Genomic DNA, 14,914 nt, shown 5'->3' on the forward strand with positions numbered 1-14,914 from the left:
TATGACTGTTCGAGCGCATCGAAAGGGCACTCACGCAGGCATCATTTCAGGTCGGGTGATGTCGGGCCACCGAGAAGCGCGGCCGCCGGAGCGCTCTACGGCGAAGCGCTCTCGTACGCCCGGGAGGTCAGCCCTCCGCCGCCAGCTGGCCACAGGCCGCGGCGATCTCCTGACCACGGGTGTCGCGGACCGTGCACGGCACACCCTGGGCCTCGACCCGGCGCACGAACTCCCGCTCCACCGGCTTGGGACTGGCGTCCCATTCGCTGCCGGGAGTGGGGTTCAGCGGGATGACATTGACGTGCACCCGGGAGCCCAGCGCCTTGTGCAGTTTCTGGCCCAGCATTTCCGCACGCCAGGGCTGGTCGTTGATATCCCGGATCAGCGCGTACTCGATGGATACCCGCCGGCCGGATTTGTCCGCGTAGTAGCGCGCAGCGTCGAGCACTTCCGAAATCGGGCAGCGGTTGTTCACCGGAACCAGGGTGTCGCGCAGTTCGTCGTCGGGGGTGTGCAGGGACACCGCGAGCGTCACCGAGAGGTCCTCGTCGGCGAGTTTCCGGATCGCCGGGGCCAGACCCACCGTGGACACCACCACATTGCGCTGGGAGATACCGAGACCGTCCGGGGCGGGCGAGGTGATGCGGCGTACCGCGTTCACCACCCGCTTGTAGTTGGCCAGCGGCTCACCCATCCCCATGAACACGATGTTCGACAGCCGTCCGGGCCCGCCGGAGACGGCTCCGTCGCGTAGATCGGCCGCGGCGGCGCGGACCTGATCGACGATCTCCGCGGTCGAGAGGTTGCGGTTCAGCCCGCCCTGCCCGGTCGCGCAGAAGGGACAGGCCATACCGCAGCCGGCCTGGCTGGAGATGCACAGCGTGGCCCGATCCGGGTAACGCATGAGCACGCTTTCCAACAGGGTCCCGTCCCCGGCACGCCACAGCGTCTTCCGGGTCTCCCCGGCGTCACAGGCGATCTGCCGGACCGGTGTGAGCAGCGGCGGGAACAACGCCTCCGCCACTTTTTCCCGGACCGCGGCCGGTAGATCGGTCATATCCGCCGGATCGGCCTGCAACCGCCCGTAGTACTGGCGCGCGATCTGGTCGGCGCGGAACGTCGGCAGACCCAGCTCGGCCATCGCGGCACGGCGGCCGTCGGCGTCGAGGTCGGCCAGATGGCGCGGCGGCATCCCACGGCGCGGTGCGTCGAAAACCAGGGGCAAAGAGGCGATCATAGTCCTACCAGTGTGTCATCTCGGTGAATGTGACCCGTGCCGAGCCATCCCGCGACGGGAGCCGGGCCGATATCGACCGGCGGGCCGGAAATCCGTGCGCAGTCGATAGCTGTCGGGAATCATCGATATATGGCGACTTCTGACGAACCGACACCCGAGACCCACGCGCTACCGAAAGAGCCACCCGCGACCCTCCCGGGCGCACCCACCGGAGGGAAACCCGCACCCGATGCTACCGGCCGCAGACCGGCGGTCGACACCCATCGACACAAGGAGGTGGAGAAGTCCCGGGTGGGCAATGCCTGGGTCGCGCTGATCGTGGCGGCGCTGCTCGGTATCGTCCTGCTGATCTTCATCCTGCAGAATTCGGAGAGCACCGAGGTCGAGATGCTCTTCTGGAACTTCTCGCTACCGCTGGGCGTGACGATCCTGCTGTCGGTGATCGCCGGAGCCCTGGTGATGGCGCTGGTGGGCGGGGTCCGCATCGTGCAGCTGCGCCGGGCCGTGCACCGCGACTGACCTTAGAGGAGAGTGCTGAGCACCAGCCACGACACGAACGCCGAGGGCAGCATCGAATCGAGCCGGTCCATGATGCCGCCGTGCCCGGGCAGCATAGTGCCCATATCCTTGATGCCCAGCTCGCGTTTGATCTGCGATTCGACCAGATCTCCCAGCGTCGCCACGACGACCAGGCCGATACCGAGCACCACACCGATCATGGAATTGGCTTCGAGGAGCAGGGTAACCGTGAGCAGGCCGCCGATGATCGCGAAGATCAGCGAACCGCAAAAACCCTCCCAGGACTTCTTCGGGCTGATCGACGGCACCATGGGATGGCGGCCGAACAGCACCCCGGCGACATAACCGCCGACATCGGAGCACACCACCAGGATCATGAAGGTCAGCACCCGCAGATTGCCGTCCGGCTCCTCGAGCAGGAGCAGCACCGCGAACGAGGCCAGCAGCGGGATCCACGCCAGGGTGAACACCGTGATGGCGGTATCGCGCAGGAAATTGCGCGGGGCGGTGCGCAGACCGTGGTCGAACAATCGCCAGACCATGCAAACCAGCGCCGTCGCCGCGAACGCCCCGGTCACCCCGCCCGGACCGAACGGCCAGCCCAGCCAGAACACCGCCTGACCGCCGACGATCAACGGAATGCGCGGTACCAGCACATCGGCTTCCCGCAGCCGCTTGGCGACCTCCCAGGTGGCGATACCGACCGCGACCCCGGCGACGCCGATGAACACCTTGGGCACGAACAGCAGGACGGCGATGCACAACACCCCGAGGGTCGTGCCGACCGCCAGGGCCGCGGGTAAGTTCCGGCCGGCGCGCGACCCCCGGCGCTCGGCGCCGCTGGAGGCTCCGGTCGGTGCCGGTGTCGGTTCGGATATGCCCTCGGCCGGCGGCTGCGGTCGGGCCGCACCGGTCGCGGCGGCTTTCTCGGCCACGATTGTCCCGTCGCTCAACTCGTCGTCGTTCCGTTCGTTCCCACCCGTCGCGGGCGACGCTCGCTCCGCTGTTTCCCATTGTGCGGCAGTTCACCGGCCAGGGGGCCGGGTGACCGCCGGTCCGGTGCCCGTTCGCTACGAACACCGCATTCCGCGCGGCACCTACCGCTCGTGCCGCTCTCGGACGTCCTGCGCGCCGGGCCGGCACGACCGGCGCGCCTGCGCAAGGTACCACCGCGGAGACGACGGGCTCACCGCCCGGGCACCGCTCAGACCTCGAGCAATTCGGATTCCTTGTGCTTCACCAGTTCGTCGATCTGGCCGACGTATCTGGCAGTGGTCTTGTCCAGTTCCTTCTCGGCGCGCCCGACCTCGTCCTCGCCGGCTTCGCCGTCCTTCTGGATCCGGCCCAGCTCCTCCATGGCCTTGCGGCGCACATTGCGGATCGCGACCTTGGCGTCCTCGCCCTTCTGCTTGGCCTGTTTGACCAGCTCCCGGCGGCGCTCCTCGGTGAGCTGCGGAATGCTGATCCGCAGGATGTCACCGTTGTTGGTCGGGTTCACGCCCAGGTCGGAGTTGCGGATCGCGGTTTCGATCGGACCCAGCTGGGCCTGCTCGTAGGGTTTGACCACCACCATCCGCGGCTCCGGAACGGTAATACTCGACATCTGGGTGATCGGGGTCGGCGCTCCGTAATAGTCGACCACGACCCGGGCGAACATCCCCGGATTCGCGCGCCCGGTACGGATTCTGCCGAGATCGTCCTTCGCCACCGAGACGGCCTTCTCCATCTTCTCCTCGGCGTCGAAGAGCGCTTCTTCAATCACGACCGTTCCTCCACTGCGTCGTCATCGTCATGACCCGCGGGCCCGCGGTATCAGGATCGAACCAATGTGCCGATCTTCTCACCGGCCACCGCTCGGGCGATATTGCCCTTGGTCAACAAATTGAACACCAGCATCGGCATCTGGTTGTCCATGCACAAACTGAACGCCGTCGCGTCGGCGACCTTCAGATCGCGTTCGATCACTTCCTTATGGGTGATCTCGTGGTACATGGTGGCGTCGGGATCCAGCCGCGGATCGGCGTTGAACACACCGTCGACCGCCTTGGCCATGAGTACCACCTCCGCACCGATCTCCAGCGCGCGCTGCGCGGCGGTGGTGTCGGTGGAGAAGTACGGCATTCCCATACCGGCGCCGAAGATCACGACGCGCCCCTTCTCCAGATGCCGCTTGGCGCGCAGCGGCAGGTAGGGCTCGGCGACCTGGCCCATGGTGATGGCGGTCTGCACCCGGGTATCCACACCCTGCTGCTGGAGGAAGTCCTGCAGCGCCAGACTGTTCATCACGGTCCCGAGCATGCCCATGTAATCGGACCGCGCCCGCTCCATACCGCGTTCCTCGAGTTCGGCGCCACGGAAGAAGTTGCCGCCGCCGATGACGACCGCGACCTGGACGCCGGAGCCGACGATCTCGGCGATCTGCTCCGCCACGGTCTCCACCACGTCGGGATCCAGCCCCACCGCGCCGCCGCCGAACATCTCACCACCGAGTTTCAGCAGTACCCGGCGATATCCTGGGCGGTCGGTCCCCGGGTACGTCATCGGCTGGCGTCTCCTTCGGCAATCGGTGTGTTCACGGTCGGTCGTGCTCATGGTGTCGGCGAACGTGGTGGCCGCCGAGGTCCGGGGCCACCCGCTGCCCCGGCCGGGCCGACCCGAGCGCGAATGGCACAGCGGGCGCGGCACCAACGGAAAGCGGCTTCTATCCTGCCCTACCCGCCCACGGCCTCCGGTACTCGGGCCCCTGGGCGGCCGATCTCAGAACGAAACCCCCGCCGCGTCCACCGCGACGGGGGTTTCCTCCGGAGTCGAGGATCGGCTCAGGCCTGGCCGACCTCGAAGCGAGCGAACCTGGTGACCGTGACGCCGGCCTCGTCCAGCAGCGCCTTGACGGTCTTCTTGTTGTCGGTGACCGATGGCTGCTCCAGCAGGACGACGTCCTTGAAGAAGCCGTTGACGCGGCCCTCGGTGATCTTCGGGAGCGCGGCCTCCGGCTTACCCTCTTCGCGGGCGGTCTGCTCGGCGATGCGACGCTCGTTCTCGACGATATCGGCGGGAACCTCGTCGCGGGTGACGTACTTTGCCTTGAGCGCGGCGACCTGCATGGCCGCCCCACGGGCGGCTTCGGCGGCGGCCTCACCGGAACCGGTGTACTCGACCAGCACGCCGACGGCCGGCGGCAGATCCGACGCACGCTTGTGCAGGTAGGTGGCGACCGGGCCGTCCAAGGAGATGACGCGACGCAGCTCCAGCTTCTCGCCGATCTTGGCGGCCAGCGCCTGCAGGGCCTCGTCGACGGTCTGGCCGTCGAGGGGCACGGCCTTGAGCGCGTCCACATCGGCGGGCTTCGCGGCCGCGGCGGCGGCGGCGATCTTATCGGCCAGCGCCTGGAACTCCGCGTTCTTGGCGACGAAGTCGGTTTCGGAATTGATCTCGACCATCACGCCGTCCTTGGCGATGACCAGGCCTTCCGCGGTGGTGCGCTCGGCGCGCTTACCGACATCTTTCGCGCCCTTGATGCGCAGCAGCTCGACGGCCTTGTCGAAATCGCCCTCGGTCTCGACCAGCGCGTTCTTACAATCCATCATTCCGGAGCCGGTGAGCTCCCGCAGCCGCTTCACGTCAGCGGCGGTGTAGTTCGCCATCGGGGGCGAGCCTCCTTCGAGAAAGTCTGGTACCGGGCAGTGGTGGTCACGACTCGGCGAGCCGTGACCACCACTGTGGGAAGTGCGGTCCGGCGGCGCTCACCATGGCACCGGCCGGTGAGCGGCCGCCGAACGCGAGGTGACGACTCAGGCGTCGGCCGGAGTCTCCGCGGGCGCCTCGGCCGGAGCTTCCGCCGGGGCCTCGGTGCTCGGGGTGGCCTGCGCCAGGAGCTCCTGCTCCCACTCCGGCAACGGCTCGGCGGCGCTCGCCTCGGGCTTGTCGTCGCCGCCGGAACGGCCGGCACGGGCCTGCACGCCCTCGGCCACCGCGGAAGCGACGACCTTGGTGAGCAGCGCGGCCGAACGGATCGCGTCGTCGTTACCCGGGATCGGGTAGTCGACCAGGTCGGGATCGCAGTTGGTGTCCAGGATCGCGATGACCGGGATGTTCAGCTTGCGCGCCTCGCCGACGGCGATGTGCTCTTTGTTGGTGTCGACGACCCAGATGGCCGACGGCACCTTCTGCATATCCCGGATACCGCCGAGGGTGCGGTCCAGCTTGTTCATCTCACGCGTGAGCATGAGGATTTCCTTCTTGGTGCGACCCTCGAAACCACCGGTCTGCTCCATCGCCTCGAGTTCCTTGAGACGCTGCAGGCGCTTGTGCACAGTGGAGAAGTTGGTGAGCATGCCGCCGAGCCAGCGCTGATTCACATAGGGCATCCCGACCCGGGTGGCCTCGGCCGCGATGGACTCCTGCGCCTGCTTCTTGGTGCCGACGAACAGAACGGTGCCGCCGTGGGCGACCGTCTCCTTGACGAATTCGTAGGCTTTGTCGATGTAGGTCAGCGTCTGCTGCAGATCGATGATGTAGATGCCGTTGCGGTCGGTGAAGATGAACCGCTTCATCTTCGGGTTCCAGCGACGGGTCTGGTGCCCGAAATGCGCGCCGCTGTCGAGCAGCTGCTTCATTGTTACGACAGCCATGGCTCTCGTATCTCTCTTTCGTTGCCGGTTGACGCAGCGGGCCGGCGGCCTGCTGCCCTGGCACCACAAGACGCTCGGACCCGATCGGTGATCGGGACCAGCCGAGACATCCCCTGTTCCGGAATACGCCGGCCTTCCCCGGTTCCGGCAGGAACTCGGTGGGGCAGCGCGATGAACAAGCACGGTGGTGCGCGAAGTCGGTCGGTGCGAACACAGACCGCTTGGACAGTTTACGGCGTGGGCTGCGCGAACCGGAAATCGCCCGGTCGTATCGCTCGCGGACCACGCGAGCCGGACGTCGGTGTGGAACATTGGTTGTTCACAGAAGGTGAGTTGTCCACAGGTGCCGGAATTGCGGGTTCCGCGCAGCTCACAGCCCGAGCAGGCTGAGCATATGACCTGTACAACCACTGCCACCGAGACCATCGGAGCGACCGCGATGGACCCGGACCTCCCGCCCGCGCCGCGGAGCTGGCCCCATATCGCGCGCCGCGACAAACCGGCGACCGCGGCCGACCACCCGACCCGGCCCCTACCGGCATGGCCACGATGCACCACGCGCCGGGACATCTACCACGGCCGCGGTGCCGGGCGATGCACCGGTCGAGCACGCGGCACGGCCACGGTCTCGATGGACGACTCCGACGCACGGAGAGATCGCCAGCCCGGACGGACCGCCGGTCGGCACCGGGCGTCGCCCCACGCCCCCGCCGGAGAGCGCGCGGCGTCCGGGGCGCCCCCGGCCCCGGGACCGAGTGATCTGGCCCGCCGGGCCAGGCGGTACGAGCGAAGGATGGCCCAGCGGCCGGCCGAATCCCGCCCGAGCGGCCACACCGAGACCGGCGCGGAACAGCTCGACGGTGCGCGCGGGTCGCAGCGGACCGCCCCGATACGCACGACCCGCTTTCCCACGATCCGACCTCGCTCGACACCGTTTCCCGGGGACGCACCGGCACGGCACACGCCGGACCGCCACCTCCGGCGTTCTCCCGGGCGGAACCCGGTCCGCCGGCCCGACGCGGACGGCCGTCACCTGTCCAGTTCCGGCACGCCACGGCATCGATCGAGCCGCCGCGGACCCACGGGCCGGCGCCGGAGACCGGCCGGCCTGATCGGCGCCGCGCTCACCACGGTGTTCCTCGCGGTTCCGCTCGGTCCGGGCCCCACGGCCGCCGCGCATTCGGGCGATGCCACCGCGGTCGCGCACCGCGGCTCCGCGGGTGACCCGACGACGACCGGTACCGGCCTGGCGAATACCGGCTGGATCACCCTGCAGGCGGGCGGAATTCCTACGTCGTTGCAGGGAAGCGACTTCTCGCTCACCGCTGCAGTTTCCGGCCCGGACGCGGCTGCTATCGGAGCAGTCGGCACCGGCGGCCCGGAATCGACCGCGGTTTCCTCGACTGCCACGCCCATCGATGCCCCGCCCGGCCTGCCCCTCAGTGAGGAAACCCTGCCCGCCGAACCGGATGCCGGGCAGTCGAACGAGGTGGCCCACCGGTCACCGGCCGGGTCGAGCCGGGCCGGTGGCTGCGGGACGGGCTCGAATTCGGGCTCGGCCACCGGTTCGGGCGCGCTGTGCCGGGTTCTCCCCCTGCTGAAAGATCTGGTGCACGAACTTATCCGGCTCGCACCACGACCGGTACCGGAAGCATGTCCATGCCCCGACCGCGGGCGGTAAGACCCAGCGCAGCCGGACCCAGCGCACCGCGGGGGCCCGCTCGGTCCGGCAGGGCGGGCCTGGGGATCGCGGGGGTGGTCCTCGCGGTCGCCGCCCTGCTGTCCTCCGGTTCCGCGGCGGCGGCCCCGGAGACCGGGTTCGACTGGCCGCTGCGCCCGCGCCCGGTGGTCGCCCGGCCGTTCGACCCGCCGGACCACGACTGGCTGCCGGGCCATCGCGGGGTGGACCTGGCCGGGGCGCCCGGTCAGGCGGTCTACACGGCCGGGCCGGGCGTCGTGGTCTTCGCCGGGAAGGTGGCGGGCAAACCGGTGGTGGCGATACTGCACGACGGTGGGTTGCGGACCACGTACGAACCGGTGGAGGCCGAGGTCCCGGTGGGCCGCCGGGTCACCCGGGGCGCGCGGATCGGTGAACTGGCCACGGGCCACGCCGGGTGCCCGGTGCCGGCCTGCCTGCACTGGGGCCTGCGCCGGGAGAGCACCGCGCACGCGTCCCGCGAATACCTCGACCCGCTCGGACTGCTGCGGAGGACGCCGATCAGGCTGAAGCCGGTGGAGCACGGCATACCCCCGGCCGACGGATGAGCGGCCGAGTCGATCGGCGGAAGACCAGACCGAATGTGGCGGCTCCGGTGCGCCGACACCGGGACCGGCCATCGTATTCCTCAGCCGGGCGGGCCGGGATGCACCATCACGTAACCGACGATGACCAGTGCGACAACCGCCATGGCGAGGGTGACCGAGCCGATGGTGGCCGACGCGGCGCCGGCCGGGCCGACGCGAAGCCGGCGACTGCGCCGGTAGCCCAGGGCGGCGACCGACAGCAGGACGAGACAGGCGATACCCGGCAGGAGCGCGGCCGGATCCCACCCCTCCTCGAGCACGAGACGTAGGAGCAGGAGATCGACCACCAGACACCCCAGACAGGTGCGCCGCCACGACAGCGCCGTCCGCTCCGCGGCGAGCCGGGTCTCGGTCGATTCGGTCACGTCCCGTCCTCAGTGCAGCAGTACGGCTACGCAGGCGAGAACCGCCACGAACGCGGTCCCGGCGGCCAGCACCGGCACCAGCACCGTGCCCGGCAGCGGCCGCCCTTCCTCCATCGCGTCGCGAACCCGCCGCCAGTGCACATACGCCCCGACCGCGAGGACCACCGACAGCAGCAGACAGCTGACGGCCAACGCGGTACGGAAATCGACATTCCACTGTTCCTGCACCACCGCGTGCACCGCGACCCCACCGGCCAGCAACCCGAGCGCGGTGCGGATCCAGGCCAGGAAGGTCCGTTCGTTGGCGAGCGTGAACCGGTAGTCGACCGGTTCCCCCGCGCGGTCTGTGTCCTCTCGCGCGGCACTCATCGGGCGACCGTGCCGGTCGTGGTCTGCACGCTCACCTCCCGAAATGCCGGTCGGCCGCGGTAGGGCGGCTCCGCTGGACAGCGTAAGCGCCGTACCGCGGCGAATCCAGCCACCGGGTCGTAGAGGGGCCGCCGGATCGACTCCCGGCCGGCTCGTGGTCGGCAACGAGGCCGGTATGCGGGCCGGACCGTTCACCCACCGAGCGCGCCGATCGAAGGTACCCCCTGAGTTCGAGGCCGACCGGCCGGTCGTCGCCCTTCGAGGGCAGTGCGGCGGTGCCGCTGAGGTCAACACTGAGGCCGCGGCGAAGCCAGGTGTCACCGCGACTTCGAGCCCGGTCCGGTTCTCCCAGCGTCGGGCACACACGGCGATATCGTCCCCGAACCCGAATTCCCGCGGGGCCGGCGCGAGGTCGGCGGTCGGGAAATCCGGATCTTCCGAGGCAGCGCAGAACGAGGAAGTCGGTGGATCGCCCAAACCGTTGTAGGAGTCAGCGATACGAGGAGCCGGGCAGACGGGCGGCACCCGGCGGCGTTCGACCAATGGAAATCCCGGCCCACCGACGGCTGCCCGAGCGGGGGAATGTGCCCGGTCATCGAATTCCCGACCCACCACAGCAGCCCAAGCGGCGGATGTGCCCGGTCACGGAATCCCCGCCCCACCAACAGCGGTTCAGGCGCGGGGGTGGGCCTGGTCGTGGGCTTTTCGCAGACGGTCGATGGAGACGTGGGTGTAGAGCTGCGTGGTCGCGAGGCTGGCGTGACCCAGCAGTTCCTGTACCACCCGCAGATCCGCGCCGCCTTCCAGCAGGTGCGTGGCCGCCGTATGGCGGAGGCCGTGTGGTCCCAGGTCGGCGGTGCCCGGGACAGCGGACACCACCGCGTGCACCACTGTCCGGGCCTGCCGCTGATCGAGGCGCCGGCCCCGTCGGCCCAGGAGCAGCGCGCGGCCGGAATCTGGTGTGGCCAGGACGGGCCGCCCGTAGCGCAGCCATTCACCCACCGCGTGATCGGCGGGGCCGCCGAACGGTGCCGATCGCTCCCGGTTGCCCTTGCCCAGGACACGTACCAGCCGTCGTTCCCGATCGATATCGTCGATATCGAGTCCGCACAGTTCGCCGACACGGATTCCGGTGGCGTACAGCAGTTCGACGATGAGCCGATCCCGCAGCGCCATCGGATCGTGCTGTGCGGCACCCGATTCCGCGGCGTTCATCACCCGGCCCGCCTGCTCTTGACCGAGGACGGCGGGCAGGCTGCGGTGGGCCTTGGGCGCGGCGAGCCGGAGCCCGGGATCCACGGTCAGCCGGCCGGTCCGGGTCAGCCAGGCGGTGAACGCCCGCGCAGCCGACGCCCGCCGAGCCATACTGGTGCGGGCCGCGCCGCGCTCCGCGTGCGCTGCCAGCCACGCGCGCATGGCCGGCAGGTCCAGTTCACGCACCGAGGCGTCGGCGGCATGGTCGACCAGATGCGCCAACAGCGACCGGATATCGCCGAGGTAGGCGCGCACCGTATGTGCCGACCGGTTGCGACCGAGCCGCAGATGCCGCCCGTATTCGGTCAGCAGCGCCTCCAGATCCTCGGGCAACTCACGCACCGTCCCACCGTCGTCCGATCGCCTTCGAACCGCAAGCCCACGCGCCGATATCCGTTGGCAGCTCGTACACATCCGCCACGCACAACCGGCGAAGCCACGCCTCGCGACCGCGGCCGCACCCACCGGACCGCGCCGGCTGCACATGCATTCGCACCCACCGACGCCGATCCCATGCACACACCGCCCTGACCGCATTCGGACGCCACCCCGGCCGTCTCGTTCCGGTCGGCCACCACTGACTGCTGGTGTGGCGCACACGCGGGTCCGGCACCGGCTCGACTTCGCCGACAGCGGCCGGCTCCGATCGCGTATCGACCGCAGTCGAGCGGATGCCGGCCCCCGGCTCGACGGCCACCTCCCGATGTGCTTCCGCTCCGCAGGCGAAGCGGAAGCACCGTCCCCTGCTCCCTCCCGTGGCAGCGGCGACGCGCGATGAGGTTCTGCTGGAGATGCCCGATGGAGATTCGCCCCGCCTCAGCGCGCCGAACTCGCCGCGTGCGTCGGGGTGGTATCCGTGGCAGCGGTGGATCCGCCGGCCGACGGCGGGTAGTTGCGCTGTTGATCTCGGCTTCGGTCGGCTGCGCGCCAGTCGTACCAGCCATGCCAGTGGTCGACGAATTCATCGGGCCGCAATCGAAACACCTGATATCGGCGCCCTGGCGAGTTCGCATCCCGGCGAGGCTGTCGCCCGGCGACAGGACGAGATGGATGCAGGGCCCCGGCCCGGAACCACAGCGGGTGGCACTACCTACAGCCCCGCGTACAGCGCTCGAGAACGTCGCTCGAACGAGGTGTTCACCCGTCGCTCTCCACTGCCCGGGCCGGCCGGTACCAGCCCACCTCGCCGCGACCGGCCACTCCCGCCAGGTCGAGCGCGACGAGTGCCGCGCGGACCTCGGCCGCCGCGATCCCGGTCGCTGCTGCGATATCGTGCGGCCACCGGCCGCCGGTAGCGGGTAGGGCCGCCAGCACGCGGGCCTCGGTATCGCTGAGATGGTCGGTACCGGCCGAACCGGTGGTCAGCGGTAGGTGCAGGGGCGCGATATCGGCGAGTACGTCCTCCGGACCGGTGACGAGGGTCGCTTCCCCGTCGCGGATCATCCGGTGGCAACCCGCGGAGGCCGCCGAATTCACCGATCCCGGCACCGCTAGCGCGGGACGACCGATCCGGCGGGCCCATTTCACCGTGTTGCGGGCGCCACTGCGCAATCCGGCCTCGACCACCAGCACACCGTCGGCCAGGGCGGCGATCAGCCGATTCCGGGCCAGGAAGTGGTGTTTGCGCGCGACCGTACCCGGCGGGTATTCACTGACCACCAGACCGGTTTCGGCGATCCGGGCGATGAGGCGGTCGTGCTGGGCGGGGTAGGGCCGGTCGGCGCCGCAGGCCAGCACGGCGATGGTGGCGCCGCCGACCGCGAGCGCGGCCCGGTGCGCCGTACCGTCGACACCGAAGGCGGCGCCGGATACGACCGTCCATCCGCGGACGGCCAGTTCTCCCGCGATCTCACCGGTCACCCGGTCGCCGTATCCGGTGCTGCACCGAGCGCCCACCACCGCCACCGCGCGCTCGGTGAGTTCGCCGAGATCCCGGCCGCCCCGGACCCAGAACACCAGCGGCACCGCACCGTCCGGGTCGCGGCCCGGGGTGAGCTGACCCAGACCCAGCATCCGCCAGGCCGGCCATTCGGGATCGTCGGGGGTGACGAGCCGCCCGCCACCGGCGCGGATGACCTCCAGATCCCGCGCGGCCGTGTCCAGTTCCCGCCGCCGCTCGGTCGCGGCGCGCAGCACCGGCGGAAGCGCGCGTTCCCGGACCGCCCGCGCCGCCTCGCATACCCCGACCGAGTCGATCAGGGCCGTGAGCGCCGGGCACGGCCCGAGAACCACTCGGGACAGATACGCCCAGGCGAGCTGCCGTTCTTCCTGCTCGCCGACGGTCCCCCGGCGGGCCGGCGAGCCGATTCCGGCCGCGTTCACTGTGGACTCCGCTGCCGGAAGTCGAGAGCCTGCATCACATCGTGTGCGGTGGGCATCTCGCCGCCGCGCAGATCGCAGACGGTCCACGCGACCCGCAGCGCCCGGTCGGCGCCCCGCGCCGAGATCCGGCCCAGTCGCAGCGCCGCCTCGACCGGAGCCGTCGTCTCCGCGGGTAGGGGAAACCGTCGGCGCAGGGCGTACCCCGGGACCTCGGCGTTGGTACGCCATCCCTCGTCGCGCCACCGGGCGACGGCGGCGGCGCGGGCGGCGATCACCCGGCCGCGCACGGTCGCGCTGTCCTCCGATTCCGCCGCCGCCAGACCGGCACCCGATATCGGATGCATCTGCAACCAGATATCGATGCGGTCCATCAGGGGACCGGACAGTTTGCCGAGGTACCGGCGCCGGGCGAGCGGGGCACAGATGCAGTCCACATCGCGGGCCGGGGCGCAAGGGCAGGGGTTGGCGGCGAGTACGAGCTGGAATCGCGCCGGATAGCGGGCCACCCCGTCGCGCCGCGCGATCCGTACCTCGCCCTCCTCCAGCGGTGTCCGCATCGCCTCGAGCACCTTGGCACCGATCTCGGCGCATTCGTCCAGGAACAGCACCCCGCGGTGTGCGCGGCTCACCGCACCGGGCCGCGCCGACCCCGAACCACCGCCCACCATGGCACTCACCGAGGTCGAATGGTGCGGGGCGACGAACGGCGGGCTGGTGATCAGCGGCTGTTCGTCGGAGAGCGTGCCGGCGACCGAATGGACGGCGGTGACCTCGAGCGCCTCGTCCTCCGACAGCGGCGGCAGCACTCCGGGCAGGCGCTGGGCCAGCATGGTCTTCCCGATCCCGGGGGCTCCGGTGAGCAGCAGATGGTGCCCACCGGCCGCGGCGACCTCCAGCGCCCAGCGCGCTTCGTGCTGTCCGGCGACATCCCGCAGATCTCCGCTCGGGACGCTCGAGGGTGGTGGGAGCACTCCCGGTGACTCCTCCAGGCCGCCTTCGCCCCGTAACCAGTCGATGGCGGCGCGCAGTGTCGGTGCGCCCAGCACCCGGATTCCGGCAACGAGCCCCGCTTCCGGCAGGGCCGCCTCGGGGACCACCACCGTCTTGCGACCGGCCCGGCGTGCCGCGAGCACGGCGGGCAGGACGCCCCGGACCCGGCGCAACCGCCCGTCGAGGGCGAGTTCGCCCAGCAGCACGGTGCCCGTGAGCCGCTCGGAGGGCACGATATCGGCCGCGTGCAGGACCGCGACGGCCAGCGCGAGATCGTAGACCGAGCCCACCTTCGGCAGCGTCGCCGGCGACAGGGCCAGAATCACCCGGCCATCCGGCCATTTCTCGCCGGTATTGGCGACGGCTGCCCGGACCCGGTCCCGGGATTCCTGAAGCGATGCGTCGGGCAGACCCACCAGATGCACCGACGGCAGCCCCTGACCGATATCGGCCTCGATCTCGACGACCTGGCCGTCGATCCCACGCACCGCGATCGAGCAGGCCCTGCCCAGCGGCATCAGAACACCGCCCGCAGGTACTCGATCACGGGCTCGGCGGTCCGCGGGAGCACGATGGAGACGACATCGAAACGGATCCGCTGCCAGGGGCCGTCCTGTTCGGTGAGCCAGAGCAGCGCCAAGCGGCGGATCCGCTGCCGTTTGGCGTAGGTGACGGCCTCGGCCGGTGTCCCGTCTCCGAGCCCGGACCTGGTCTTCACCTCGACGAAGGCGGTCACTCCCGCGTCGCGGACCACCAGGTCCAGTTCGCCGTACCGGCACCGCCAGTTACGGCAGACGATCTCCATACCGGCGGCCTGCAGGTATCTGGCCGCCAGTTCCTCCCCTTGGGCGCCGAGCGCCGTGTTGTGTCCCACGTGCCCAGCATCTGCCACCGGCGCACCGATCCCACCGCACCGACCTGCG

General features: G+C 70.1%; 15 protein-coding genes. 3 read left to right on the plus strand and 12 right to left on the minus strand.

The genetic code is table 11. The features are described 5' to 3' along the window. Window positions 1-127 precede the first annotated feature (127 nt). Window positions 128-1,237, minus strand: a complete 1,110-nt coding sequence (gene rlmN, locus AB0H42_RS07280; protein ID WP_357051170.1) for a 23S rRNA (adenine(2503)-C(2))-methyltransferase RlmN — start codon at window positions 1,235-1,237, stop codon at window positions 128-130. A 129-nt stretch (window positions 1,238-1,366) separates the two neighbouring features. On the opposite strand from rlmN, the gene AB0H42_RS07285 reads away from it, so the two are divergent. Next, entirely contained in the window at window positions 1,367-1,756 is a 390-nt protein-coding gene (locus AB0H42_RS07285) for a lipopolysaccharide assembly protein LapA domain-containing protein (protein WP_357051173.1), read from the plus strand. 2 nt (window positions 1,757-1,758) lie between these two features. On the opposite strand, the gene AB0H42_RS07290 is transcribed toward AB0H42_RS07285, so the two are convergent. The 5 genes from AB0H42_RS07290 to rpsB form a co-directional block, all read right to left on the minus strand. Next, window positions 1,759-2,634, minus strand: coding sequence for a phosphatidate cytidylyltransferase (locus AB0H42_RS07290; RefSeq protein ID WP_357051671.1), 876 nt, complete (start codon window positions 2,632-2,634; stop codon window positions 1,759-1,761). Window positions 2,635-2,960: 326 nt separating this feature from the next. Beyond that, window positions 2,961-3,518 carry a ribosome recycling factor gene (gene frr / locus AB0H42_RS07295; protein WP_030521769.1) on the minus strand — a complete coding sequence of 186 codons (558 nt, stop codon included), beginning with the start codon at window positions 3,516-3,518 and terminating at the stop codon, window positions 2,961-2,963. 50 nt (window positions 3,519-3,568) lie between these two features. Further along, a complete protein-coding gene (pyrH, locus tag AB0H42_RS07300; RefSeq protein ID WP_030521770.1) occupies window positions 3,569-4,297 on the minus strand; it encodes a UMP kinase in 729 nt (242 codons plus the stop codon). A gap of 278 nt (window positions 4,298-4,575) precedes the next feature. After that, entirely contained in the window at window positions 4,576-5,400 is an 825-nt protein-coding gene (gene tsf / locus AB0H42_RS07305) for a translation elongation factor Ts (RefSeq protein ID WP_357051176.1), read from the minus strand. Between the two features lie 147 nt (window positions 5,401-5,547). Beyond that, window positions 5,548-6,387, minus strand: coding sequence for a 30S ribosomal protein S2 (gene rpsB / locus AB0H42_RS07310; RefSeq protein ID WP_063059661.1), 840 nt, complete (start codon window positions 6,385-6,387; stop codon window positions 5,548-5,550). Window positions 6,388-7,519: 1,132 nt separating this feature from the next. Between rpsB and AB0H42_RS07315 the strand changes: the two genes are divergently transcribed. Further along, window positions 7,520-8,068 (plus strand): hypothetical protein, encoded by a 549-nt coding sequence (locus AB0H42_RS07315; protein WP_357051179.1) that lies wholly within the window; start codon window positions 7,520-7,522, stop codon window positions 8,066-8,068. 74 nt (window positions 8,069-8,142) lie between these two features. Continuing rightward, window positions 8,143-8,652: a M23 family metallopeptidase gene (locus AB0H42_RS07320; RefSeq protein WP_357051182.1), complete on the plus strand. Its 510-nt coding sequence runs from the start codon at window positions 8,143-8,145 to the stop codon at window positions 8,650-8,652. Window positions 8,653-8,732: 80 nt separating this feature from the next. Here the strand turns inward: AB0H42_RS07320 and AB0H42_RS07325 are convergent, their stop codons facing one another. The 6 genes from AB0H42_RS07325 to AB0H42_RS07350 all read right to left on the minus strand — a co-directional run bounded on the left by AB0H42_RS07325 (window position 8,733) and on the right by AB0H42_RS07350 (window position 14,865). Continuing rightward, window positions 8,733-9,056: a DUF202 domain-containing protein gene (locus tag AB0H42_RS07325; RefSeq protein ID WP_357051185.1), complete on the minus strand. Its 324-nt coding sequence runs from the start codon at window positions 9,054-9,056 to the stop codon at window positions 8,733-8,735. A gap of 9 nt (window positions 9,057-9,065) precedes the next feature. Next, on the minus strand, window positions 9,066-9,425 hold the full coding sequence (locus tag AB0H42_RS07330; protein ID WP_357051188.1) for a DUF202 domain-containing protein: 360 nt from the start codon (window positions 9,423-9,425) through the stop codon (window positions 9,066-9,068). 672 nt (window positions 9,426-10,097) lie between these two features. Further along, a complete protein-coding gene (locus AB0H42_RS07335) occupies window positions 10,098-11,021 on the minus strand; it encodes a tyrosine recombinase XerC (RefSeq protein ID WP_357051191.1) in 924 nt (307 codons plus the stop codon). A 795-nt stretch (window positions 11,022-11,816) separates the two neighbouring features. Then, the gene (dprA, locus tag AB0H42_RS07340) at window positions 11,817-13,001 is read right to left on the minus strand and encodes a DNA-processing protein DprA (RefSeq protein ID WP_357051194.1); all 1,185 of its coding nucleotides are present in this window, start codon (window positions 12,999-13,001) and stop codon (window positions 11,817-11,819) included. Beyond that, window positions 12,998-14,509 (minus strand): YifB family Mg chelatase-like AAA ATPase, encoded by a 1,512-nt coding sequence (locus tag AB0H42_RS07345; protein ID WP_357051196.1) that lies wholly within the window; start codon window positions 14,507-14,509, stop codon window positions 12,998-13,000. The genes dprA and AB0H42_RS07345 overlap by 4 nt, the downstream gene beginning before the upstream one ends. Then, on the minus strand, window positions 14,509-14,865 hold the full coding sequence (locus tag AB0H42_RS07350) for a YraN family protein (protein WP_357051199.1): 357 nt from the start codon (window positions 14,863-14,865) through the stop codon (window positions 14,509-14,511). The genes AB0H42_RS07345 and AB0H42_RS07350 overlap by 1 nt, the downstream gene beginning before the upstream one ends. Window positions 14,866-14,914 lie beyond the last annotated feature (49 nt).

Origin of the sequence: Nocardia sp. NPDC050799 (genome assembly GCF_040654015.1) — a bacterium.
Taxonomy (GTDB): domain Bacteria; phylum Actinomycetota; class Actinomycetes; order Mycobacteriales; family Mycobacteriaceae; genus Nocardia.